Annotated in this window: 21 protein-coding genes; 10 read left to right on the top strand and 11 right to left on the bottom strand. The window is 62.0% G+C overall.

What is annotated here, in order from left to right; translation table 11 throughout:
- Positions 1-45: 45 nt before the first annotated feature.
- The 7 genes from AC3YUO_RS11090 to AC3YUO_RS11060 all read right to left on the bottom strand — a co-directional run bounded on the left by AC3YUO_RS11090 (position 46) and on the right by AC3YUO_RS11060 (position 8,520).
- Positions 46-375, bottom strand: a complete 330-nt coding sequence (locus tag AC3YUO_RS11090; protein WP_489963097.1) for a hypothetical protein — start codon at positions 373-375, stop codon at positions 46-48.
- 1,103 nt (positions 376-1,478) lie between these two features.
- Complete coding sequence (locus AC3YUO_RS11085) at positions 1,479-1,949, bottom strand: SHOCT domain-containing protein (RefSeq protein ID WP_489963096.1); 471 nt, start codon at positions 1,947-1,949, stop codon at positions 1,479-1,481.
- Between the two features lie 57 nt (positions 1,950-2,006).
- Positions 2,007-4,571, bottom strand: coding sequence for a DNA gyrase subunit A (gene gyrA, locus AC3YUO_RS11080; RefSeq protein ID WP_489963095.1), 2,565 nt, complete (start codon positions 4,569-4,571; stop codon positions 2,007-2,009).
- 216 nt (positions 4,572-4,787) lie between these two features.
- On the bottom strand, positions 4,788-6,734 hold the full coding sequence (gene gyrB / locus AC3YUO_RS11075) for a DNA topoisomerase (ATP-hydrolyzing) subunit B (protein ID WP_489963094.1): 1,947 nt from the start codon (positions 6,732-6,734) through the stop codon (positions 4,788-4,790).
- Between the two features lie 116 nt (positions 6,735-6,850).
- On the bottom strand, positions 6,851-7,114 hold the full coding sequence (remB, locus tag AC3YUO_RS11070; RefSeq protein ID WP_489963093.1) for an extracellular matrix regulator RemB: 264 nt from the start codon (positions 7,112-7,114) through the stop codon (positions 6,851-6,853).
- A gap of 18 nt (positions 7,115-7,132) precedes the next feature.
- Positions 7,133-7,435 carry a Tat pathway signal protein gene (locus tag AC3YUO_RS11065; protein WP_489963092.1) on the bottom strand — a complete coding sequence of 101 codons (303 nt, stop codon included), beginning with the start codon at positions 7,433-7,435 and terminating at the stop codon, positions 7,133-7,135.
- Positions 7,436-8,283: 848 nt separating this feature from the next.
- Positions 8,284-8,520, bottom strand: a complete 237-nt coding sequence (locus AC3YUO_RS11060; protein ID WP_489963091.1) for a helix-turn-helix domain-containing protein — start codon at positions 8,518-8,520, stop codon at positions 8,284-8,286.
- 86 nt (positions 8,521-8,606) lie between these two features.
- On the opposite strand from AC3YUO_RS11060, the gene AC3YUO_RS11055 reads away from it, so the two are divergent.
- Positions 8,607-8,864, top strand: a complete 258-nt coding sequence (locus tag AC3YUO_RS11055; protein ID WP_489963090.1) for a hypothetical protein — start codon at positions 8,607-8,609, stop codon at positions 8,862-8,864.
- A 1-nt stretch (position 8,865) separates the two neighbouring features.
- On the opposite strand, the gene recF is transcribed toward AC3YUO_RS11055, so the two are convergent.
- From recF to dnaA, 4 genes are all read right to left on the bottom strand, one after another.
- The gene (recF, locus tag AC3YUO_RS11050; RefSeq protein ID WP_489963089.1) at positions 8,866-9,969 is read right to left on the bottom strand and encodes a DNA replication/repair protein RecF; all 1,104 of its coding nucleotides are present in this window, start codon (positions 9,967-9,969) and stop codon (positions 8,866-8,868) included.
- Entirely contained in the window at positions 9,966-10,181 is a 216-nt protein-coding gene (locus AC3YUO_RS11045; RefSeq protein WP_118641949.1) for an RNA-binding S4 domain-containing protein, read from the bottom strand. The genes recF and AC3YUO_RS11045 overlap by 4 nt, the downstream gene beginning before the upstream one ends.
- A 71-nt stretch (positions 10,182-10,252) precedes the next feature.
- The gene (gene dnaN, locus AC3YUO_RS11040; protein ID WP_489963088.1) at positions 10,253-11,359 is read right to left on the bottom strand and encodes a DNA polymerase III subunit beta; all 1,107 of its coding nucleotides are present in this window, start codon (positions 11,357-11,359) and stop codon (positions 10,253-10,255) included.
- A gap of 842 nt (positions 11,360-12,201) precedes the next feature.
- Positions 12,202-13,515: a chromosomal replication initiator protein DnaA gene (gene dnaA, locus AC3YUO_RS11035; protein ID WP_489963087.1), complete on the bottom strand. Its 1,314-nt coding sequence runs from the start codon at positions 13,513-13,515 to the stop codon at positions 12,202-12,204.
- 423 nt (positions 13,516-13,938) lie between these two features.
- On the opposite strand from dnaA, the gene rpmH reads away from it, so the two are divergent.
- The 9 genes from rpmH (at position 13,939) to AC3YUO_RS10990 (ending at position 23,065) form a co-directional block, all read left to right on the top strand.
- Positions 13,939-14,073: a 50S ribosomal protein L34 gene (rpmH, locus tag AC3YUO_RS11030; protein WP_023346672.1), complete on the top strand. Its 135-nt coding sequence runs from the start codon at positions 13,939-13,941 to the stop codon at positions 14,071-14,073.
- Between the two features lie 187 nt (positions 14,074-14,260).
- The gene (gene rnpA, locus AC3YUO_RS11025) at positions 14,261-14,617 is read left to right on the top strand and encodes a ribonuclease P protein component (RefSeq protein ID WP_489963086.1); all 357 of its coding nucleotides are present in this window, start codon (positions 14,261-14,263) and stop codon (positions 14,615-14,617) included.
- The gene (gene yidD, locus AC3YUO_RS11020; RefSeq protein WP_489963085.1) at positions 14,614-14,832 is read left to right on the top strand and encodes a membrane protein insertion efficiency factor YidD; all 219 of its coding nucleotides are present in this window, start codon (positions 14,614-14,616) and stop codon (positions 14,830-14,832) included. Before rnpA ends, yidD begins: the two co-directional genes overlap by 4 nt.
- Before the next feature lie 38 nt (positions 14,833-14,870).
- Positions 14,871-16,304, top strand: coding sequence for a membrane protein insertase YidC (gene yidC, locus AC3YUO_RS11015; protein WP_489963084.1), 1,434 nt, complete (start codon positions 14,871-14,873; stop codon positions 16,302-16,304).
- 2 nt (positions 16,305-16,306) lie between these two features.
- Positions 16,307-17,314 carry an RNA-binding cell elongation regulator Jag/EloR gene (gene jag / locus AC3YUO_RS11010; protein ID WP_489963083.1) on the top strand — a complete coding sequence of 336 codons (1,008 nt, stop codon included), beginning with the start codon at positions 16,307-16,309 and terminating at the stop codon, positions 17,312-17,314.
- Between the two features lie 1,024 nt (positions 17,315-18,338).
- A complete protein-coding gene (locus tag AC3YUO_RS11005) occupies positions 18,339-19,655 on the top strand; it encodes an aminotransferase class I/II-fold pyridoxal phosphate-dependent enzyme (protein ID WP_489963082.1) in 1,317 nt (438 codons plus the stop codon).
- 81 nt (positions 19,656-19,736) lie between these two features.
- Positions 19,737-20,663, top strand: coding sequence for a DNA polymerase III subunit (locus AC3YUO_RS11000; RefSeq protein ID WP_489963081.1), 927 nt, complete (start codon positions 19,737-19,739; stop codon positions 20,661-20,663).
- A 39-nt stretch (positions 20,664-20,702) separates the two neighbouring features.
- Positions 20,703-22,010 (top strand): PSP1 domain-containing protein, encoded by a 1,308-nt coding sequence (locus tag AC3YUO_RS10995; protein WP_489963080.1) that lies wholly within the window; start codon positions 20,703-20,705, stop codon positions 22,008-22,010.
- A gap of 83 nt (positions 22,011-22,093) precedes the next feature.
- Complete coding sequence (locus AC3YUO_RS10990) at positions 22,094-23,065, top strand: AEC family transporter (protein ID WP_489963079.1); 972 nt, start codon at positions 22,094-22,096, stop codon at positions 23,063-23,065.
- Positions 23,066-23,103 lie beyond the last annotated feature (38 nt).

The raw sequence follows: 23,103 nt of genomic DNA, 5'->3' as shown, positions 1-23,103 counted from the left end.
ACTCCGGTGGGGCGGGAAGTTCAGCGAAATAACAAGGGGGAATTTTCAGCCCAGAACCAGCTGAAGGCTGAAAACCAGGGTCATGAGCACAACACCCAGACTGGCGCACACGTCCAGCACCAAAGCCCGGTGCTCCTGCCGCTCCCGGCGGCTGGGGCGGGCCTCCTGAACGGGTTCCAGGACATAAAGCTGGGGGCGTTCCTCTTCCTGGGGCTCTTCCGTCCAGTCCTCGGTCCAGCGGCCGGCCTCCTCCCGGGGGTTGGGGGCCAGACTGCCCTCCTGGGTCAAGGCCAGGCGGCGGCGGTAGTCCTGAAAGTCCACAACATTGCCGCTGCGGCGAACAAAATGAGTGGTGGTGGTATAAATCGTCTGCATCCTGAGTCCCTCCATCCTTTGTGATGGCTCCATTCTATGCCGGTTCCGGTCCAAAAATACGGACTTTTCTTCCGTGTCAATCCGAACAGATGTTTCAATCATAAAATACAACATACGTTCGAATTTGTCAAGAAAAATGTCGAACATTTTTTCGAATCTTTTTGACATCAGGGCGTTTAATGGGTCTTTACCTGGTTAGACGCAGGAAAGAGAGGGATGTTCCTGGTTTTCTGGGTTTTTTCCACAGGTTTGCGGATTATTTTGTGAGAAGGATGCAAAAATAGTTGCCTTCGGGTGAGGCAGGGGAGGGGATGTTCGTTTTCGAATGGAACGGGGTGGGGGATGGTTTCGCCTGTAGGCGAGTTCCTTTTGCAGCGGTGCAAAAGGAACCAAAAGACCGCCGGGGGCGGCTCACGGGCATTTAACAATGCCCTATCCCGCCGCGCCCCGGGCCCCCGTTTTTTCTACGGTGGAGCCATCAAGGGCCTGTGTATCCCCAGCCGGCGCGGGCAAAGGACAGGATACCGTTCCTCGCGCCGCCCGCTGCCGCTTCGTGTTGGTCGAACAGGCTTATGCTCCTACAAGAGCTGTCGCGCCTGGTTTTCAGCCATCGCGGGGTGGTTCGGTGGTCGCTCCGCCTCCGCGGTCGGTACCAGATATGCAAGACTGTCTTGAACACACACTTGCTCCAAGTCTGCACCCTTTGGCGTTTTCATCGACCGCAGGCCTATCCCGGCGCTGGATCTTTCAGGTTACCGTCCCCCGGGGGGTACATCCAATAGGGGGCCGACTCCCCCTGTCAGGGGGAGATGTCGAGCGAAGCGAGACAGAGGGGGTAGGGACCCGGAGCCCCCCTGATTGGTCGTTTCAAGGGGATGGGGTATCTAGGGGAAGGGGGAAATTGAAATCCCCCTTCCTCTAGACAGCTCTTTGGTAACTTTCTGTCTGCACAGAAAGTTACTCGCCCGGGGGCGAAACATCCTTTTACGGTTCATTCAATAACATGAATCGTCGGGCCGGTCTGGGACCGGCCCCTACTTTAGAACATACCTTAAAAAACAGAAAACCGCGGCCCCGCAGATGCGGGGCCGCGTCTCCTTTGTTTACAGCTGGTCCACAATTTGCTTCCGCTTCCGGTCATACTCCTCCTGGGTGAGCAGCCCGGCCTCCTTCAGGCTCTTGAGCTGCTCCAGGCGGTCCTTGGCGTCCAGCGAGGTGGAGGGGATGTGGTCGTGGGTCTCCGGGGTAGGGGAGTAGGTCTCCTCACCGGCCACCTCCTCCATCATGCCCACAATGGTCTCCTCTTCCACGCCGGTCTCCAGGTCGTAGCCCACCCGCTGGGCCATGCCGTTTTTGCTTACGGCGGTGATGATACCCACCACCACGAACAGGCCGCCCACCGCCAGGAAGGGCAGGCCGAACAGCCCCGCCGTGGGGATAATCTGGGTCAGAGCAATGATGACAAACACCGATCCGAAGATCGCCTGAACAACCCCCACCGCCCGGCGCACGGCCCGGGCAGGTCCGGTGGGTTGATACTGGACGGTAAACCGCCCCCGTCTGTGCCGCGCCATAGGATTTCTCCTTTCCGTTGCTGTAAATTCAAGTCTGTTTTGTTTTATTCCTGTAAATTATTCCTCTCCGGACTGGGTTTCCTGGGTCTCAGGTGCCGTCTCAGCGGCCTGAACCTGGTTCTCCTGGGTGGCGTCGCCGCTCTGGGCGTCCTCCTCCCGGTCGGCCAGAGCCAGGGCGATGACCCGGTCGCCCGCCTCCTTGAAGCGCATGACGATGACGCCCTGAGTGGCACGGTTGGAGGTGATCTTCACGTTCTCCACATGGGTGCGGATGAGAATACCCGCCTGGGTGACCACCAGCAGGTCCTCGCTGCCGTCCACCACCTTGATGCCCACCACGGGGCCGGTCTTATCGGTGACGGCGTAGTTCTTGATGCCCACGCCGCCCCGGTTGGTGATGCGGTACTCCTCCACGGGAGTGCGCTTGCCGTAGCCATTCTCGGTGATGGACAGCACGCACTTGCCCGCCCGGGCCCGGGCGGCGCCCACCACGTAGTCGCCCTCCCGCAGGCGGATGCCCCGGACGCCCACGGCGGTGCGGCCCATGGGCCGGACGTCGTTCTCGTCAAAGCAGATGGCCATGCCGTCGTGGGTGGCGATGATAATCTTCCGGGTGCCGTCGGTCTCCCGCACGGAGATGAGCTGGTCGCCCTCCTCCAGGGTGATGGCCCGGATGCCGCTGGCGCGGATGTTCTTCAGGGCGGTGACGGGGATACGCTTGACGGTGCCGTTCTTGGTGACCATGACCAGATAGAGCTCCTCGTTGGAGAAGTCCCGGAAGTGGATCATGGTCTGGACCTTCTCCCCGGGCTCCACCTGGAGGATATTCACGATGTTGGTGCCCTTGGCGGCCTTTCCGCTTTCGGGGATCTGGTAGCCCTTCTTGCGGTAGACCTTGCCGGTATCGGTGAAGAAGAGCAGGTAGTCGTGGGTGGAGGCGGTGAACACGTCGGCCACGCAGTCCTCCTCCCGGGTGGTGATGCCCTTCTTGCCCATGCCGCCCTTACTTTGGGCGGTATACTCGCTCACCGGGGTACGCTTGATGTAGCCCGCCTGGGTGAGGGTAAAGACGCACTGCTCCTCCTCGATGAGGTCCTCAATGTCCAGCTCGTCCTCCACATCCTGGATTTCGGTGACACGGTCGTCACCGTACTTGTCCCGGATGGCGGTGAGCTCGTCCTTGAGGACGCCCCGGAGCATGGCCTCGTCGGACAGCAGGCGCTGGAAGTAGGCGATGCGCTCCTCCAGCTCCTTGTACTCGGCCTGGAGCTTCTCCCGATCGAGACCCTGGAGGGCCTTCAGGCGCATGTCCAGAATGGCCTGGGCCTGGACATCGTCCAGCCCGAAGCGCTCCATCAGCCGCTCCTTGGCGTTGTCATAGGCCTGGCGGATGATGCGGATGACCTCATCAATGTTGTCCTGGGCGATGAGCAGGCCCTCCAGCAGGTGGGCGCGCTCCTGAGCCTTGCGGAGGTCGTAGCGGGTGCGGCGGATGATGACCTGCTCCTGGTAGGCGATGTACTCGTCCAGGATGTGACGAAGGGACAAAATTCTCGGCTGCAGCTTGCCGTTTACCTCCACCAGGGCCAGCATGTTGATGGCGAAGGTGGTCTGGAGCTGGGTCTGGGCAAAGAGGCGGTTCAGCACCACCTGGGGGTTGGCGTCCCGCTTGAGCTCGATGACAATGCGCATGCCGTTGCGGTCGGACTCGTCCCGGATGTCGCTGATGCCCTCCAGCCGCTTGTCCTCCACCTGGTCGGCCATGTTCTTGATGAGCATGCGCTTATTGACCTGGTAGGGGATCTCGGTGATGATGATGCGGGTGCGGTCCTTGCCGAACTCCTCAAACTCGTGGCGGGCCCGGACCATAATCCGGCCCCGGCCGGTGGCGTAGGCCGCCCGGATGCCGCTGCGGCCCATGATAATGCCCTTGGTGGGGAAGTCGGGGCCCTTGATGTGCTCCATGAGGTCAGGGAGGGTGGCCTCCGGGTTATCCAGCACGCAGATGGTGGCGTTGATGACCTCGGTGAGGTTGTGGGGCGGGATGTTGGTGGCCATACCTACGGCGATACCGGAGGAGCCGTTCACCAGCAGGTTGGGGAACCGGGAGGGGAGCACCTTGGGCTCCTTCCGGGTCTCGTCGAAGTTGGGGTCCCAGTCCACGGTGTCCTTCTCGATGTCCCGGAGCATCTCGTCGGAGATTTTGCTCAGACGTGCCTCGGTGTAACGGTAGGCGGCCGGGGGGTCGCCATCGATGGAACCGAAGTTGCCGTGGCCGTCCACCAGCATGTAGCGCATGGAGAAGTCCTGGGCCAGACGGACCAGGGCGTCATACACGGAGGCGTCGCCGTGGGGGTGGTAGCGGCCCAGCACGTCGCCCACGCAGGTGGCTGACTTTTTGAAGGGCTTGTCCGAGGTCAGGTTGTCCTCGTACATGGCGTAGAGGATGCGCCGGTGCACCGGCTTCAGACCGTCCCGCACGTCGGGCAGGGCCCGGCCCACGATGACGGACATGGCGTATTCAATATAGGATTTCTCCATCTCCGGCACCAGGGGCGAGTTCACAATGTGCTGCTCCGGGTAGCGGATCTCCTCGGGATCGTATTGGGGCTTCTTGCTCATGAGTTGTATCTCCTCCTCGTAGGGGCCGGCGTCCCCGCCGGCCCGCTAAGGCTTTCCTGTTTCAAACGGGCGGATGGGGACATCCGCCCCTGCCCGCGTTTCTGTCAGCCGTCCAGTTAAAACGTATCTGCCGCGGGAAGCGTGGAGCGAAGATTTTCAATGGTCCGGCCCCGCCGGACACCATATCTTCACGCTCCACTCTTCACTCTCCACTCTTTAATAATCCAGGTTGACGGCGTACTTGGCGTTCTTCTCAATGAACTCCTTCCGGGGCTCCACCTTCTCGCCCATGAGGATGTTGAAGGTGGCGTCGGCGGCCACGGCGTCGTCCAGCTCGATGCGGCGCAGGGTGCGCTTCTCCGGGTCCATGGTGGTCTCCCACAGCTCGTGGGGGTTCATCTCGCCCAGACCCTTAAAGCGGCTGATGTCCACCTTGGCGTTGGGGTTATCGCCCCGGAGCTCGGCGGCAATCTGTTCCCGCTCGATGTCGTCGAAGGCCACCCGGGTGGTCTTGCCCCGGGTCAGCTTGTAGAGGGGGGGCACGGCGGAGTAGACGTAGCCGTTTTCGATGAGGGGCCGCATGAAGCGGAAGAAGAAGGTCAGAAGCAGGGTGCGGATGTGGGCGCCGTCCACGTCGGCATCGGCCATAATGATGACCTTGTGATAGCGCAGCTTGTTGATGTCAAACTCGTCCCCGATGCCGGCGCCCAGGGCGGTGATGACGGGCTGGAGCTTGTCGTTGCCGTACACCTTGTCCGCCCGGGCCTTCTCCACGTTGAGCATCTTGCCCCACAGGGGGAGGATGGCCTGGAAGCGGCTGTCACGGCCCTGGGTGGCCGAGCCGCCTGCGGAATCGCCCTCGACGATGTAGAGCTCGGTGAGCTCGGGGTTTGCCTCGTTGCAGTCCCGGAGCTTGTCCGGCATGGCGGCGCCGCCCAGAGCGGTTTTGCGGCGGATGGACTCACGGGCCTTGCGGGCGGCCTCCCGGGCCCGGTTGGCGGTGAGGGCCTTGTCCAGAATGGCCCGGCCCACGGCGGGGTTCTCCTCCAGGTAGGTCTCCAGCTTCTCGGAGACGATGGAGTTGACCAGGGTACGCATCTCGCTGTTGCCCAGCTTGGCCTTGGTCTGGCCCTCGAACTGGGCCTCGGTGAGCTTCACCGAGATGACCACGGTGAGGCCCTCCCGGCAGTCCTCGCCGGACACCTTCTCGTCGTCCTTGAGGAGCTTAATCTTGCGGCCGTAGTTGTTCAGTACGTTGGTCAGCGCCCGCTTGAAGCCCTCCTCGTGCATGCCGCCCTCGGGGGTGTGGACGTTGTTGGCAAAGGAGACCATGATCTCGTTGTAGCCGTCGTTATACTGCATGGCTACCTCGGCCATGGAGTCCTCCTTGGCGCCGGACATGTAGATGACGTCGGGGTGGAGGGCGTCCTTGTTCCGGTTGATGTAGGAGACAAACTCCCGGATGCCGCCCTCGTAGCACATGTCGTCCTCCTGCTCCTGGCCGGGGCGCAGGTCCACGGTCTGGATGCGCAGGCCGGCGTTGAGGAAGGCCTCCTCCCGCATGCGGGTGTGCAGGGTCTCGTAGTTATATTCCAGGGTGTCGAACATCTCCGGGTCGGGCTTGAAGGTGACGGTGGTGCCGGTGTGGTCGGTCTTGCCCACCACCTTCATTTCCTGGGTAATCTTGCCCCGGGCAAATTTCATCTCGTAAATTTCCCCGTTTTTGTGGACCTGGACCTCCAGCCACTCGGAGAGGGCGTTCACTACGCTGGCGCCCACGCCGTGCAGGCCGCCGGACACCTTGTAGCCGCCGCCGCCGAACTTGCCGCCGGCGTGGAGGACGGTGAAGACCACCTCCAGGGCGGGCCGCCCGGTCTGGGGCTGAATGTCCACGGGGATGCCGCGGCCGTTGTCGGTGACGGTGATGGTGTTGCCGGGGTTGATGGTCACCGTGATGTCCGTGCAGTAGCCGGCCAGGGCCTCGTCGATGGAGTTGTCCACGATCTCGTACACCAGGTGGTGAAGGCCCGACTCACTGGTGGAGCCGATATACATGCCCGGGCGCTTGCGTACCGCCTCCAGGCCCTCCAGCACCTGAATTTCGCTGCCGCCGTACTCGTGGTCCACCTGGGTGGAGTTCAGCTCGTTCAATTCTTCCGACATAATTTACCTCCAAATCGTTGCGTAACCCGGGGGTCGCCCCCGGCTGGCAGGGCAAAGGGAGTCGGGTCGGAGCCGTGGTTCCGGCCCGGTTCTCCTTGCCTTGCCCGGTGTTTGTTCTATTCAAAGCCCTTCCGTTCCGCCCGGCTCAGCAGGGCGGAGGAGGAGAGCTGGGAAATGTAGACCTTTGGGGGGCTGTCCTTGTCCCCCACCAGCACGAAGGAACGGGGCAGGTCCTCGCCCAGCCAGACGGCCCGGCCCTCGGCCTCCGCCTGCTCCAGAAATTCCCGGGTCTTGTAGGCCCAGCTGGCGTTGTCCAGGTCAAAAATGCCCAGGATGTCCCGGTAGGGCACCACCACCGACTGGCCCAGATGCAGATACATGGCTTGTCCCTCCTTGCTTCACCTGTCGTCAATGACCCTCGGGGTCCAGAGCCGCTTCCACAGCCGCCAGCCCAGCCAGCACCCCAGCGCCAGAGCCACCCCCGGCACGCCGGGGAAGATGACCAGCTGGGTGAGGGGGGAGACGTCATCGCTCTGCCAGTTCTGGAGGCGGACCCAGAGGGCCGCCAAAACGAAGAGGACCGTCAGCAGGGGAGGAAGGAGGCGCCAGATGCGCCGCCGGGGCAGCCGGCAGCACAGGTATTCGCCCACCAGGGCCAGGCCCATGGGGATGAGAAAGAAAATTCCAATGATAATGGGCACCCGCCTGTCCCTCCTAATTTCTGATGTAAACGTGGTTTTCCGTAGGGGCGGCCTTTGGCCGCCTGCTCCAGCCTTCCCCTCGCCTTCGGGTTTTCCGCATTTTCGTAGGGGCGGATATCATCCGCCCGCTCTGCTCTGGAAGGTTGCAGAAGGGGACGTAGGGATTTCGCCTGCGGGCGAGTTTCTTTTGCAGCGGTGCAAAAGAAACCAAAAGACCGCCGGGGGCGGCTCACGGGCATTTTCAATGCCCTATCCCGCCTGTCCCTACCCCCTCTGTCCCTTCGGGACATCTCCCCCTGGCAGGGGGAGTCGGCCCCGGACCCCCATTTATTTACGGGGGAGCCACCAAGGGGCGAGGTTATATCCATCCGGCGCGGGCAAAGGACAGGACACCGTCCTACTGCGCCGCCCGCTGCCGCTCCGTGTTGCTTGAATAGGTACTTACTCCTACAAGAACAGTCGCGCCTAGTTTCCATCCATCGCGTGGCGGTTCAGTGATTGCTCCGCCTCCGTGGCTGGTGCCAGATACGCAAGACTGCCGTGAACACGCACCTGCTCCAGGCCCGCACCCGCCAGCGGTTTCGTAGACCACGGACCCATTCCGCCGCTGGACCTTCCAGGTTACCGTTCCCCCGGGGGGTACATCCAATAGGGGGGACCGCAGTCCCCCCTGATTGGTCGTTTCAAGGGGATGGGGTACCTAGGGGAAGGGGGAAATCGAAATCCCTCTTCCCCTAGGCAGCTCTTTGGTAACTTTCTGTCTGCACAGAAAGTTACTCGCCCGGGGGCGAAATATCCTTTTTACGTTCAGTTTAGCAACAGGATCCGACGGGCGGCCACAGGCCGCCCTACGGAGCATTCCTCTCAGATACCAGATCGGGCAGATCACTTCGTCCCACCAAATAATCCAGCGAAATCCCATAAAAGTCGGCAATACTGACTGCCACAGATAACTGTGGGTCTCGTTGACCTCGTTCATAGTACTGGTACGCCCGAAGGGCAATTCCCAATTCTTGGGCCAATGCCGCCTGAGATATTCCTTGTTTCTTACGCAATTCACAAAGCCGCTGAGAAAAGAGCGACATGGTACAGCACCCCTTGACAGAGCACGTTTGTGCTGCTATTATAATATTATCATAAGCACATTTGTGCTCTATTCGGAGGTCTTTCTATGACGCCGCTTCAACAGACCCTCTATAATTTCTGCCTTCAGCAGCGGGCAGACCAATACCTCGCAGAAAACCAAAAAGAATACGAGGAAAATCTGGCCATGGCCCAGCGTGCCCTAGACCAGTTGGAACAGGCGGGGGACCCCTGGTCCGACTTGGCTCAGCGGGTAGAATATGGCCTGGCAGTAGCGGAGGCCATTGAGAAGGAGGCAGCCTTTTTGGCTGGTCTCTCTCTAGGGCAGGAGCTGGCTCGCATTTGACTTATATCAGCTTCCCGCCCTGGATATGGAAGGCTCTTCCACCCTCCAGCCCCTCTAATTTTTCCTCTTCACAGCAGGTGATAAACACCTGACCGCCTCGGATACGGTTCAAAACAAAGGCCTGCCGCCGGGTATCCAGCTCACTGAGCACATCATCCAGCAGCAGCACCGGCCACTGGCCGGTCTCCTCCTGAAAAATCTCCCGCTGGGCCAGTTTCAGAGACAGTGCCGCCGTCCGGGTCTGCCCCTGGGAGCCGTAGGTCTTGGCGGACAGCCCGCCAATGTCCACCACCACATCGTCCTTGTGGGGCCCGGACAGACACTGCCGGGCATCCAGCTCCGCCTGTCGGTGGCGCTCCTGATGGTCCAGCAGCATGGGCAGCAGCTCCCGGGGGGCCTTCAGCGGGTCGTCCACCGTGGACACCGTCTGATAGCTCAGCCCCAGCTCCTCCCGCCCACCGGAGAAGTCGGCGTGGATGGCGGGGGCGTGCTCCCGCAGCCGCTTCACAAAGTGGGCCCGGTAGTGGATGAGGATGGCCCCGGTCTGAGCCATGCGCAGGTTAAAGTCGTCCAAAGTCTGGAGCAGGGATGGATTTTCCGGCCAGTCCCGCAGAATCCGGGTCTTGTGCTCGTAGAGGCGGTTATATTCCGCCAACGCGGCGGCATACCTGGGCCGCAGCTGGCAGATGGCGCTGTCCAAAAATTTCCGCCTGGCCGCGCCCCCCTCCCGAATGAGGTAGAGATCCTCGGGGCAGAAGAGGACGGTATTGAGAATCCCGCTGAGCTCCCCGGCGGTCTTGAGCCGCACTCCGTTGGAGTGGAGCTGCCGCCCCTTGCCCCGGAAGAGCTTGGCCTCCAGGGTAAAGTCCCGGTCCCGGCTCTCAATCTCCCCCTTGAGAAAGGCGGAGTCCACGCCCATCATGATGAGCTCCCGGTCGTACCGGGCCCGGTGGGACCGGGCGGAAGACAGGTAGGCAATGGCCTCCAGCAGGTTGGTCTTGCCCTGGGCGTTGTCCCCGTAGATGAGGTTCACCCTTGGGTCAAAGGAGGCCTCCAGATGGGCGTAGTTGCGGAAAAAGTCCAGCTCCAGGCCCTTGAGCCTCATGTGACCACCAGCTCCAGCTCCCCGTCAATGGCGGCCGTGTCCCCGGGACGCATCTTCTTGCCCCGCATGGTACAGACCTCGCCGTTGACGGACACCCGGCCCTCCTGGATGATCAGCTTGGCGTCTCCGCCCGTCTCCACCGCGCCGGCAAACTTCAGAAGGTCCTGAAGCTTGATAAACTCGGTGTGAATCTTAATTTCTTCTCTCTGCATACAAACACCACGTTTCCGTCCGGGACAGTTCCTCCGGACTTCTCACGCGTCCGGCTGAGCCGGGCGCTTTTTTAGTTGGCCTTCAGCCGTACCGGCAGCACCATATAGATGAAGTTCTCCTCCCCCTCGGCGGGCAGGATGACGCAGGGAGCCACCCCGGAGGTAAACTCCAGCCGCAGCCGGTCGGCGGGGGCGTTTTTCAGCGCGTCCATCAGGTACTTGTTGTTGAAGCCAATCTCCAGACCCTGGCCGTCACCGGTGACCGGGCACTGGTCGGCGGCGTCGCCGATGGAGGTGCGGGTGGTGATGGACACCATGCCGTCTCCAAAGATGCAGCGCAGGGGGCTTTTCAGCTTCTCGCTGATAATAAGGGACACGCGGTCGATGGACTGGAGCAGGGAACGGGTGTCCACCTCCACGTGGATGGGGTTGTTGCGGGGGATGGCGTTTTTGTAGGGCAGGAACTCGCCCTCCAGACGCCGGGCCACCAGCACCATGTCTCCGGCCCGGAACATGACGTGGCGGGCGCCCTGGGTGATGGTGACGGTGCCCTCGCCGGAGCAGATCTTCTCCACCTCGCTGAGGGCGGAGCCGGGCACCACGAAGGAGAAGCAGGCGTTGCTCTGACGCTCCTCAATGGGCTCGTGGCGGAGGGCCAGGCGGTAGCCGTCCACCGACACCACCGTCAGGCCGCTTTCATCCACATCAAAGAGGGAGCCGGTGTGGATGGGACGGCTCTCGTTGTCGCTGACGGCGAAGAGGGTTTGGGAAATCATGGAGCGCATGGTGGGCTGGGAGAGGACCAGAGCGTTCTGCTGATCCACGGAGGGGAGCTCGGGGAACTCCTCCGGGTCGGTACCCAGAATGTTGAATTCACTCAAACCGCACTTGATGTTGACGGTATAGCCGCTGGAAGAAAATACCACCATGTCGTCGGGCATCTTCCGGACGATCTCGCCGAAGAGGCGGGCGGACAGCACCAGGGAGCCTTTCTCCAGAATTTCAGCCGGAACGGTGGCCTGAATTCCGGTTTCCAGGTTATAGCCGGTGAGCCGGAGGCGATCGCCGGCCTCGATGAGGATGCCCTCCATGGCGGGGATGGAGCTCTTGGCCGCCACCGCCCGGGAGGCCGCCGCCACGGCGGCCGACAGCAGGGCCTTCTCGCAGGAAAATTTCATGGTACTTCCTCCAGTCTGGTTTTCTCTCTCTCCGGGGAGAGGATTAGGATCTTTTTTAGTAACAGTCTTAGTAGGCGAAAAAGATGTGGAAAAGTGTCTCCAGCCTTAGAGCCGCAAGGGAAAGAGCGTCCACAGGCATTGTGGAGGAATTTTGTCACTTTCCACACGCAAGAAAATGAAAGGGAGTTTTCCACTTTTGTCCACAAACATTCCACATTTTACTGTGGAGAACTTGGACAAGGATGGGGATGAAAAATTGAGGGGGTGGGGGATGGTTTCGCCTGCGGGCGACCTACTTTGCCCGTGTCGGCAAAGTAGGCAAAGCGCCGCCGGGGGACGGCGTCTGGAAAAACACTCCGTGTTTTTATGCCGCCTCCCCCGGACCCCCCATTTGTTTTACGGGGGAGCCACCAAGGGGCAAGGTTATGTCCATCCGGCGCGGGCAAAAGACAGGATACCGCTCCTTACGCCGCCCGCTGCGCAGCCGTCGGCGGCTTTGCCGCCTTACGGATGCGGCGTACCCCTTGCGGGTGCTGCCGCTCCGTGTTGGTTGAATAGGTGCTTGCTCCTACAAGAGCGATCGCGCCTGGTTTTCAGATCTCGCGCGGTGGTTCGGTGATCGCCCCACAGGGCGAAACCATCCTCTTCTGTAACCAAAGCGGGCGGATGCTATCCGCCCCTACGGAAATGCGGAAAACCTGAAGGCGAGGGGAAAGGCTTCGTTTGTCCCAGCCTTTTTTATGGGCGCAGAGGCGAAGCGCAGCTTCGCATAAAGTTCTTTGCCAAGCTTTCTTTCAAGAAAGCGTGCGCATCTACGGAGAACTCGTGAGCGGAATAGGCTCTTATTCGTACCGGATATTGATATTTGCGGTAATATCCTTGATGATCTCGGCCTTCTCCGGGTCAGTCTTGACCAGCTCCTCCACACGCTCCAGAGAGTGAAGCACAGTGGTATGGTCACGGCCCTCAAACTCCTTGCCGATCTCCTTCAGAGACAGGTTGGTCATTCGGCGGATGAGGTACATGGCGATCTGCCGGGCCAGGGAGATGTCCTTGGCACGTCCCTGTCCTTTCAGAACGCCGGGCTCGATGTTGTAGAACTTGCAGACCTCGTCAATGATGACCTCGGCGGTGGGCACGATGTCCGACTTGTCCTTGAACATGTCCTTCACGGCCCGGACCACGGTCTCCTTGTCTACGGCGTCGCCCATCAGGTCCTGATAGGCCATAATCTTGTTGACGGTGCCCTCAATCTGCCGCACGTTGGCGGTGATGTTCTCGGCGATGAGCTGGAGCAGGAACTCCGGCAGCTCCACCCCCATGCGGATGGCCTTGTTCTTGATGATGGCCATACGGGTCTCATAGTCCGGGGGCTGAATGTCGGCCAGCAGACCCCATTCGAAACGGGTTTTCAGTCGGTCCTCCAGCCGGAGCATCTCCTTGGGGGGACGGTCGGAGGTAAAGACAATCTGCTTTTTCAGCTCATAGAGGGTGTTGAAGGTGTGGAACATCTCCTCCTGAGTGGAGTCACGGCCGGCGATGAACTGCACGTCGTCCATGAGGAACACGTCGGCGCCCCGGTACTTCTCACGGAACTCCTGGTTGCGGCCCTCCCGGATGGCCTGAATGAGCTCGTTGGTGAAGGTGTCGCCCTTGATGTAGACCACCTTGTAGTCCGGGTGGTTGTCGTGGATGGTGTGGGCGATGGCGTACAGAAGGTGGGTCTTGCCCAGGCCAGACTCGCCGTAGATGAAGAGGGGGTTATAGCTGCGCCCGGGGGCGTCGGCCACGGCCCGTGCGGCGGCGTGGGCGAACTTGTTGGAGGAGCCCACCACGAAGCGCTCAAAGGTGTAGTCCTCGGTGCCGGGGAAGAAGTCCTCCTTCTGGGGCTTCTGATAGGTGTCCAGCTCTCCCTCGGTGAGCACAATCACGTCAAAGTCGGCGGAAAAGAGCTCATGCAGGGCCTTCTGAATGTAGCTGACATACCGGGACGCGATGATGTCCCGCTTGAACCGGGTGGGGGAGTAGAGAATAAAGCGGTCCTCCTCCAGCGCCACGGCACTGGTGTCGTCAAACCAGGTGTTGATGGTGGTGGAGGTCATGTCGGGCTTCATCAGCTCCAAGACCTTGTCCCACACGTCTGCGGCAGGGTTCATGCCCAGTCCTCCTTAAAAACTTGGAAAGCGCCTTCCCTGATGAGAGAAGGCGGCTTAATTCTCCATGAAAAAGTGAGTAGAATTGATCCAATTTATTATACCAAAAACCCGCTCTAATCGCAAGGATTTCGCCCTATTTTTTTATAATAAGGTATCCCCCTTTTTGTGACAGGTTGTGCCGGGCGTTGGAAAGGGGCACAAGATGTTGAAAGAGGTGGGGAGATGGGAGAAAATTTCGGGAAAAGGAACAAAAAAGGTGGTTGACAGCGGGTCCTTGGATCATCTATAATAAGTGGCGCGTCCTTTTGGGGGGCGGAATTTGTCCTACCCGGAGACGCAGCAGACCACACAGACCGCAGCTCCCTTCCGGAGCTGTTGTTGGACCGGGAGAGCCGGTTTAATTCAGATGAGGAGGTGTCCCCCATGCTTCGTACCTATCAGCCCAAGAAGCGCCAGCGTTCCAAGGAGCACGGCTTCCGTAAGCGCATGGCCACCCGCAATGGCCGCAAGGTTCTGGCCCGCCGCCGCGCCAAGGGCCGCGTCCGTCTGACCCACTGATGCCCGGGGCCCTGAGGCCCTGAGCAGGTGAGTTCCGACAGGACCGGATTGGCCACGGAATGGGACGTGAGGACACAATTGGCATACATCGCGCAGGGGCGTGGGAGGTTTTCCCCCGCCCCATACCTGCATACGGAGAAAAATGGGGCCTTGTGCCCCATTTTGTCCCAAAGACCGGAGGAGCGAAATGAAGCACACCGTTGCGCTGAAACAGAATCATGAGTTCCGCCGCCTGTACGCCAAGGGGAAAAGCGCGGTCAGCCCTTACTTTGCCATCTACTGCCGGCAGACCCGCCGCCCATACAGCCGCCTGGGAATTACCACGGGGGTGAAGCTGGGCAAGGCGGTGAAGCGCAACTACGCCCGCCGCCGCATCCGGGAGCTTTACCGCACCAATGAGGACAAGCTCCTGCCCGGCTATGACGTGGTGGTGGTGGCCCGGTACCGTATCCTCACCGGCCAATATGCCGAGGCCCAGCGCAGCTTTCTCCAGCTGATGAAAAAGCTGGGGCTGCTGCAGCAAAAGAAGGAGGGAGGAGCGTGAAAGCGGTCCTCCTGGCCCTGATCCGGTTCTATCAGCGGCAAATCTCCCCCCTGCGCCCCCCGTGCTGCCGGTTTATTCCCACCTGCTCCCAGTATGCCCTGGAGGCGGTGGAGAAGTACGGCGCCCTGAAGGGGGGCTGGCTGGCGCTGCGCCGGGTGCTCCGGTGTCAGCCCTTCCACCGGCAGAAATCCATTGAGTACGACCCCGTACCCTGACCCCCTCTGCCGGCCATCAAATTTATGGAGGTTACATTGTGGGTATTATCCTGACGCCCTTTGCCTGGCTGCTGCTGCGCTTATACGACTTCTGCGGCTACGGCCTGGCCCTGATTCTCTTCGCAATCATCGTCAAGACCATCCTCTTCCCCGTCACTCTGCAGGGCAAGAAGAGCATGATCAAGACCACTATGCTCTCCGGCAAGATGCAGCAGCTGCAAAAGCAGTACGGCAAGGACCGGGAGCGCTACAACATGGAGGTACAGAAGCTCTATGAGCGGGAGAAGGTCAACCCCATGGGCGGCTGCCTGTGGTCCCTCATCCCCATCGTTCTGCTGATGGTGCTGTACTTCATCATCCGTGAGCCTCTGACCTACTTCATGGGCCTCACCGCCGACCAGGTGAAGACCGTGGCGGAGGTCACCGGCATCGCCAACGAGGGTGCCTACCCCCAGATCGCCATGGCCAGCGCCCTTGGTGTTCCTGAGGTTCTCTCCAAGGTTCAGGCTGCCCTGGGCGAGGCTGGAAGCAATCTCTTTGCCATGGATTTCTCCTTCCTGGGCATCAACCTGGCCAACACCCCCAGCTGGAAGTTCTGGGAGGGCGGCCTGAGCTGGGCGTCCGTGGGTCTGTTCCTGCTGCCCCTGGTGTCCACCGCTGTCTCCTTCCTGTCCATGAAGGTGTCCATGGAGACCAACAAGATCAACCAGCAGACCCAGAACAGCCAGATGGACCGCACCAACAAGACCATGATGTATACCATGCCTCTGGTCTCTCTGTGGATCGGCTACACTGTTCCCGCCGGCCTGTCCATCTACTGGATTGCCCAGTACTTCGTTACCATTGTTCAGGAAATTATCTGCTCCAAGATGCTCAAGAAGGACTACGAGGCCGCCCGTAAGGCTGCCGAGGAGCGTGAGCGTCAGGAGAAGGAAGACGAGAAGCGCCGCAAGGAGGAGGCTCGTCTGGAGCGTGCCCGCCGCCTTGAGGAAGAGAAGAAGAACCGCGGCAAGAAGAAGTCCGGTCAGAAGAAGAACGACGAGCCCGAGCAGGAGGGCGTGAATAAGAACGACAGCCGGGAGGGCATCCGTGCCTATGCCCGCGGCCGTGCCTATATTCCCGACCGCTTTGGCGGCGTGACCCCCTACAAGGACCCCGATGAGCTCATGTGGGCCCAGCTTCAGGCCGCTGAGGAGAAGCGGAAGAAGAAGAAGGGGGAGGCCAAGGAGGAGACTCCCGCCCCCGCCCCCGAGCAGGTCCAGGAGCAGACCGCCCCCGAGACCGCTGAGACCCAGGCTCTGGAGAGCGCCCCCGCCGAGGAAGCTGCCCCGGTGGAGGAGACCGCTGCCCAGACCCCTGCCGCCCCTGAGACCGAATCTGCCGCTCCTGTGGAGATGGAAGAGGTCGAGGTTGAGGTGGAACAGGTCGAGGTAGAAGTGGACGACCAGGATGACCACAAGGAGGGTGTCTGACCATGAGAAAGTGGATTGAGACCACCGGGCGTTCTGAGGAGGACGCCATTGCGGCGGCTCTGTTCCAGCTGGGTCTGGAACGGGACGACGTGTCGGTGGAGGTAATGGAGCGTGCCAAGTCCGGATTTCTGGGCTTCGGCAGCAACCCGGCCAAGGTCCGGGTGAGCTATGAGGAGGAGAACGGGGTACCCAAGCCCATCAAGGACCCCCTGGAGGAGGACCTGTTCGCCGCCGTGAAGGAGGAGGCCAAGCCTGCTCCCGCAGTGGAGAAGAAGCCCGCCCCCGCCCCTGTGGAGGAGACGGTGATTGCCGCCGCTCCTGTCCAGGAGGAGGCGAAGGAGGAGGCCCCTGTGGAGGAGGAGACCATCCTGGCTGCCAAGCCCGGCTGGGAGCCCCCCAAGCCCCGCCGTGAGGCCCGGCCCCGCCGGGAGCGGCAGGAGAAGCCCCGCGCCCCCAAGAACGAGCTGCAGGAGGGGGATGAGGTTATCATCGGCGCTCAGGAGCCCCGTCCGGCTCCCGCCCCCATTCTGGACCCGGCCAGCCCGGACGACCAGAAGGCCCAGCAGATTGTGACCTTCCTCACCGGCCTGCTGGAGCGGCTGGAGGTGGAGGCTGTGCCCCAGGTGCTGGGCGGCCCCGAGACGGGGTATAAGGTGATTCTCCAGGGTACCGGCCTGGGCGCCATCATCGGTCGCCGGGGCGAGACCCTGGATGCCATCCAGCAGCTGACCAACTACGCCGTCAACCACGGCCAGTCCAAGCGGGTCCGCATCCATGTGGACGCCGAGGGCTACCGGGCCAAGCGGGAGGAGTCCCTCCAGCGCCTGGCGGTGAAGGTGGCGGGCAAGGTGGTCAAGTACCGCAAGAACATGACCCTGGAGCCCATGAACGCCTATGAGCGCCATGTGATTCACTCCGCCCTCCAGGATTATCCCGGTGTTACCACCTATTCCACCGGTGTGGAGCCCAACCGCCGCACCGTGGTGGCCTACGCCCCCGATAAGCGCTGAGGCTGTTTTTCCATGATTTTATGTGAGCGCCTGCTGTTGCCGTGTCCCGGCCCGGCAGGCGCTCCCGCTTTCTTGAAAGAAAGCTTGGCAAAGAACGTTATGCGAAACTTCGTTTCGCTTCTGAGCCCGTAAGGAAAAACTGGGGCAGACACGGCATTTCCCCTCGCCTTCGGGTTTTCCGCATTTTCGTAGGGGCGGATATCATCCGCCTGCTTTGGCAGGTTTCAGAAAGGGACGTGGAGATTTCGCCTGCGGGCGACCTACTTTGCCCGTGTCGGCAAAGTAGGCAAAACGCCACCGGGGGATGGCGTCTCGAAAAACACTCCGTGTTTTTATGCCGCCTCCCCCGGACCCCCGTTTGTTTACGGGGGAGCCACCAAGGGACTTTGTATCTCCATCCGGCGCGGGAAAAAGACAGGACACCGTTCCTTATGCCGCCCGCTGCCGCTCCATGTTCCTTGAACAGGTGCCTACTCCTACAAGAGTTGTCGCGCCTGTTCTTCTGCCCTCGCGGGGCGGTTCGGTGCTCGCTCCGCCTCCGTGGCGGGTGCCAGATATGCAAGACTGCCGTGAACATGTACTGGTTCTAGGTCCACACCCGCCGACGTTTTCAGCGACCGCAGGCCTATTCCGGCGCAGAAGTTTCCAGGTTACTGCCAACCCCAGGGGGTACATCCAATAGGGGGCCGAAGTGGGAACCCAATGGAAGCCCAGCGCAGCGGGTTCCATTGGGAGAGGACGAGCGACGGAATGAGTGAGCCTTGCCCTTTAGGGCGAGGCGAAGGATATGAAGTCCGCGAGGACGAGGTTGGTCGTTTCAAGGGGATGGGGTACCTAGGGGAAGGGGGAAATCGAAATCCCCCTTCCCCTAGGCAGCTCTTTGGTAACTTTCTGTCTGCACAGAAAGTTACTTGCCCGGAGGCGAAACATCCTAATCCCCCGTCTCACCCGCAGGCGAAATATCTCCTATCAATTCACAAATGGTGAGATAGTTATTTAAAAATTTTACGAAGGGAGCCCCGCCATGCCCACACCGCTATACGACGCATTGAAGGTCTACGTCTCCAAAGCCCACGCCCGGTTCCACATGCCAGGCCACAGCGGGAATTTTCTCCCCGCCCCGGAGCTTCAGCCCCTTGTCCCTCTGGACGTGACCGAGGTGCCCGGCACGGGCAACCTCTACGAGGCGGGGGAGCCCTTTGACTCCGCCCAGGCCCTGTGGGCCCAGGCCGCTGGCTTTGACCACTGCCAGTTCCTCACCGGCGGATCCACCATGGGTCTGCATACCGGCCTTGCCCTGCTGGCCCAGCCCGGCTCCACGGTGCTGGTGGACCGGGGCTGCCACCGCTCGGTGTTCCACGCCATGGCTCTGCTGGATCTCCACCCGGTGTACCTGGAGCGCCCCTGGCGTTCCGGGGAGAACCTCACCGGTCCCTTTACCCCGGAGCAGGTGGCAACGGCCCTGGAGAACCACCCGGAAATCAAAACGGTCTGTATTACCTCTCCCACATATTCCGGTGTGTTGTCGGATATCCCCGCCATTGCCCGGGAAATCCACGCCCACGGCGGGCGGCTGCTGGTGGACGGCGCTCACGGCGCCCACCTGCCTTTCCTGGGTGTGGACGCCTTTGGGGAGGCAGACTGCGTGGTGGTCTCCGCCCATAAGACCCTCCCCGCCATGGGCCAGACCGCCCTGCTTTTTACCCAGGGATTGGACCCCGACCGGGTGCGGCGGATGGCGGCGGTGTACGGCACCTCCAGCCCCTCCTATCCCATGATGGCTTCCCTGGATCTGGCCCGGGATTGGCTGGAAGGGGAGGGGAGAGAGGCCTATCTCCGTACGGCTCAGAGGGTAACCCAGCTGCGGGAGAAATTCCCCAGCCTGCGCCCTGGCCCCGGCTTTGCCCTGGACCCCTGCCGTTTCACCCTGAAGGTGCAGGACGGCCCCGCCTTTGCCCGGGCCCTGGAGGAACGGGGGATTTACCCGGAGATGGAGGACGGGGGCCATGTGGTGTTCATCTGCACCGCCTGCCACCGGGAGGAGAACTTCCACCGCCTGCAAGCGGCTTTGGAGGAGCTGAAGGACGGTCTGGGGGACTGTTCGCCCCTGCCCGCCCCGCCCCTGCCGGAGCAGGTCCGCACCCCCCGGGAGGCCCTCTTTGCTCCCACGGAGACCCTGCCTCTGGAGGCCTGTGAGGGCCGCATCGCCGCCGCCCCCCTGGCGCCCTATCCCCCCGGCGTGCCGGTGGTGGCCCCCGGGGAGCGCATTGGGAAAAAAGAACTTTCTTATTTGGCCCGGATCGGCTATAATAATTCCAGAGTGGCCGTCCTGAAGGACTGAGCCATCACCCAAGGGGCGGATTGTGGAAAACATGCCCCCTTTGATACACCTGCCCCAGGGGCAAAAAGCGAGGATACAACCATGGATGTTTCAGCCCTGGCGGGCAACCCCCGCCTGAAGGAGCTGCTCTCCCAGCGGGAGGAAGGGCGTGGCCTGTCCCACGCCTATCTCATCTCCGGCCCTGCGGGGTCGGGGCGGCACACCCTGGCCCGGCTGCTGGCCCAGGCCATGCTGTGCCAGGGGGCCCACAAGCCCTGTGGACAGTGCGGGCCCTGCAAAAAGGTGGCCGCCGGCATCCACCCCGATGTCATTGTGGCCTCCGGGGATGGGGACAAGCCCATCAGTGTGGACCAGGTACGTTCCCTGCGGGCGGACGCCTACGTGCGGCCCAACGAGGGGGAGCGGAAAATTTATCTGCTGGAGGGGGCGGACCGGATGAACGCCGCCGCCCAGAACGCCATGCTCAAGCTGCTGGAGGAGGGCCCGGAGTACGCCGCCTTCCTGCTGCTGGCGGAAAATGCCGGGGCCGTGCTGCAGACGGTGCGCTCCCGGTGTGAGGAGCTGTCCCTCACCCCCGTGAACCCCAAAGAGGCGCTGGCCTGGCTGGAGGGGCGCTTCCCGGAAAAGAGCCGGGAGGAGCTTCAAAAGGCAGCTCTGGACTGCCAGGGCCTGCTGGGCCGGGCGGTGGAGGCCCTGGAGGGGGGCGGCGAGGCCAGCCGGGAGCGGAGCGCCCTGGCGGCGCGGCTGTGCGACGCCCTGGCGGGGACGGACGAGGCGGCTCTCTTTGAGGCCTCCATGGTGCTGGACAAGCTGGGGAAGGAGGAGCTGCCCCGCTTCCTGGACGAGCTGGAGGCCCAGCTGGGGGCCCGTGCCGCCCAGGGCGGCGACCGGAAGCGGCTGCTCCGGGGTGTGGAGCTGGTGCGTACCCTGCGGGGCGCGGCCCGGCTCAACGCCAATCCGGGCCAGCTGGCGGGCTGGCTGTGTGCGGGCATGTTCTGTCCCGATTGAAGGCCGGGGATGACCCGGAAGTAAGGAGCGAAGGAACGCATGATTGAGATTATCAGCGTCCGCTTTAAAAGCGGCGGCAAGCAATACTATTTTAACCCCGACGGACGGCAGTTCCAGGAGGGGGACGGGGTCATTGTGGAGACCTCCCGGGGAGTGGAGCTGGGCACCTGCAGCCAGGGCAACACCCTCATTGACGAGATGGAGCTCACCGCTCCTCTCCGCCCGGTGATCCGGGCGGCCACCGAGGAGGACCACAAGACCCTGGAGAAGAACAAGGAGAAGGAGGCCAAGGCCTTCCAGATCTGCCAGGAGAAGATTGCCCAGCACGGCCTGGACATGAAGCTGGTGGATGTGGAATATAGCTTTGAGGGCAACAAGGTGCTCTTCTTCTTCACCTCGGAGGGCCGTGTGGACTTCCGGGCCCTGGTGAAGGACCTGGCGGGGGCCATTCACGCCCGCATCGAGCTGCGGCAGATCGGCGTGCGGGACGAGGCCAAAATGCTGGGCGGCCTGGGTATCTGCGGCCGTCCCTTCTGCTGCAGCCAGTTTTTGGACGAGTTCCAGCCCGTGTCCATCAAGATGGCCAAGACCCAGAATCTGTCCCTGAACCCCACCAAGATTTCCGGCACCTGCGGGCGGCTGATGTGCTGCCTGAAGTATGAGCAGGAGGCCTATGAGGATCTGGTAAAGAGCGCCCCCAAGCAGGAGTCCTTTGTAGAGACCCCTGACGGGGCGGGTACGGTGTCCAGCGTGAACCTGCTGCGCCAGACGGTGCAGGTGCGGCTGGAATCCGATCCGGAGAGCCCCAAGTGCTACCACAACTGCGAGCTGTGCGTCATCCGCAACGGCAAGGGCAAGCGGCCGGAGGGCTATGTGCAGCCCCCCCTGGAGGAGCTGGCCAAGCTGCGCCGTCCCACCGAGGAGGAAACCCCGGTGATTCAGCCCCAGGAGGGCAGCCTGGCCGCCGCTCTGGAGGCGGTGTTCCAGCGCAGTGCTCAGACCAGCGCCGCCCCTGCGCCCGCGCCTGTGCCTGCCCCCGCCCCTGTTTCCGGGGAGGAGGAGGCCGGGGAGGAGGAAAAGCCTGCCCGCCGCCGCCGTCGCCGCAGCCGCCGTCCCAGAGGGGAGGGCGCTGCTCCCGCCGAGGGCGGAAGCGAGGTGCGTCCCGCCCGGGAGGAGGGAAACGGCCAGAGCCGCCGTTCCCGGCCCGCCCAGGCGGCCCCCAAGGCTCCCGCGCCCCAGGGTGAACGCAGCGGAGAGGGTGCGCCCAGCGGTGAGAAGCGGCCCCGCCGCCGTCGCCGCCGCTCCCGTGGAGGAGGGGCCAAGCCCGAAGCGCCCACGGCGGAATAAATTCAAATACCAACTGCGGGCTCCGGCAGCATAGCATGCCCCGGAGCCCCTTTTGCCCCCTCCCTCTGGCGGGAGGAAGGGGAGTGTTCCGGGAGAGAGGAAGTGTGGCCATGGAGGGGTTTTTCAACGCCCTGTCCGCCTCGCTGGTGCTGCTCATGATTATGTCGGTGGGCTATTTCATGGGCAGGCTGGGCTGGATGACCCAGCGGGAGAAGAATTTTATCAGTAAGTATGTGGTGAACATTGCCGTCCCCTGCAACTGTGTGGCGGGGCTTTTGAACAACCTGGACCACGACAGTCTGGCTCAGGCGGCGCTGATGGTGGCCTGCGGCCTGCTGGGGGTGGGGACCACCCTGCTCCTCTCTGCGGTGCTGGGCTGGCTGCTGCGGCTGCCCCGGGAACGCCGGGGCGTCTTTGTGGTGATGGCGGGCTTTTCCAATACCCTGTTCATCGGTATCCCCGTGTCCACCCAGCTCTTTGGGGACGCCTGCATGCCCTACCTGATGCTCTACTACCTGGCCAACACCACCTTCCTCCAGTCCGCCGGCTTCATGCTGGTGGAGCACGCAGGCACCAAGCCGGGAGGCAAAACCACGGTGGGCGGCTTCCTCAAGGACCTCTTCTCCAAGCCCCCCATTGTGGCGGTGCTGTTTACCATCCTGCTCCTGCTGCTGGACCTGCGCCTGCCCCAGCCGATTATGAAGTTTGCCGGGTACATCTCCGATTCCGTCTCCCCGCTGGCCCTTATTTACTGCGGCTTTATTGTCTATGAGGTGGGGCTAAAGAACCTACGGCTTATGAAGGGACTGCCCACCATGCTGGTGATGCGCCTGGCCGTCGCCCCGGTGATCTGTCTGGGGTTCTGCCGCCTGTTCGGCATGACCGGCCTGCCTCTTAGCGTGTTCCTGGTGGAGTCCGCCCTGCCGGTGCCCAGCCAGGTAACGGTGATGGCCGGAGCCTTCGGCGCCGACGAGCGCTATGCCGCCGTGGGATCCACCCTGTCCACCCTGGCCAGCTTTATCACCATTCCCGTTCTCATGCTCATTATTGGTTAAATATAAGGTTACATAAAACGGTCGGACCGTCCTCAACA

Source organism: Pseudoflavonifractor sp. HNCC25GI2 (assembly GCF_058136395.1).
This window is presented reverse-complemented; position numbering and strand designations above follow the sequence as displayed.

Coding starts and splice junctions, on each gene's coding strand:
- jag (WP_489963083.1), top strand. CDS start 16,307: ATGAGAAAGTGGATTGAGACCACCGGGCGTTCTGAGGAGGACGCCATT.
- AC3YUO_RS11060 (WP_489963091.1), bottom strand. CDS start 8,520: ATGTCGCTCTTTTCTCAGCGGCTTTGTGAATTGCGTAAGAAACAAGGA.
- AC3YUO_RS11000 (WP_489963081.1), top strand. CDS start 19,737: ATGGATGTTTCAGCCCTGGCGGGCAACCCCCGCCTGAAGGAGCTGCTC.
- dnaA (WP_489963087.1), bottom strand. CDS start 13,515: ATGAACCCTGCCGCAGACGTGTGGGACAAGGTCTTGGAGCTGATGAAG.
- rnpA (WP_489963086.1), top strand. CDS start 14,261: ATGAAGCACACCGTTGCGCTGAAACAGAATCATGAGTTCCGCCGCCTG.
- AC3YUO_RS10995 (WP_489963080.1), top strand. CDS start 20,703: ATGATTGAGATTATCAGCGTCCGCTTTAAAAGCGGCGGCAAGCAATAC.
- recF (WP_489963089.1), bottom strand. CDS start 9,969: ATGAGGCTCAAGGGCCTGGAGCTGGACTTTTTCCGCAACTACGCCCAT.
- remB (WP_489963093.1), bottom strand. CDS start 7,114: ATGTATCTGCATCTGGGCCAGTCGGTGGTGGTGCCCTACCGGGACATC.
- gyrA (WP_489963095.1), bottom strand. CDS start 4,571: ATGAGCAAGAAGCCCCAATACGATCCCGAGGAGATCCGCTACCCGGAG.
- AC3YUO_RS11085 (WP_489963096.1), bottom strand. CDS start 1,949: ATGGCGCGGCACAGACGGGGGCGGTTTACCGTCCAGTATCAACCCACC.
- dnaN (WP_489963088.1), bottom strand. CDS start 11,359: ATGAAATTTTCCTGCGAGAAGGCCCTGCTGTCGGCCGCCGTGGCGGCG.
- AC3YUO_RS11005 (WP_489963082.1), top strand. CDS start 18,339: ATGCCCACACCGCTATACGACGCATTGAAGGTCTACGTCTCCAAAGCC.
- AC3YUO_RS11045 (WP_118641949.1), bottom strand. CDS start 10,181: ATGCAGAGAGAAGAAATTAAGATTCACACCGAGTTTATCAAGCTTCAG.
- AC3YUO_RS11090 (WP_489963097.1), bottom strand. CDS start 375: ATGCAGACGATTTATACCACCACCACTCATTTTGTTCGCCGCAGCGGC.
- gyrB (WP_489963094.1), bottom strand. CDS start 6,734: ATGTCGGAAGAATTGAACGAGCTGAACTCCACCCAGGTGGACCACGAG.
- AC3YUO_RS11055 (WP_489963090.1), top strand. CDS start 8,607: ATGACGCCGCTTCAACAGACCCTCTATAATTTCTGCCTTCAGCAGCGG.
- rpmH (WP_023346672.1), top strand. CDS start 13,939: ATGCTTCGTACCTATCAGCCCAAGAAGCGCCAGCGTTCCAAGGAGCAC.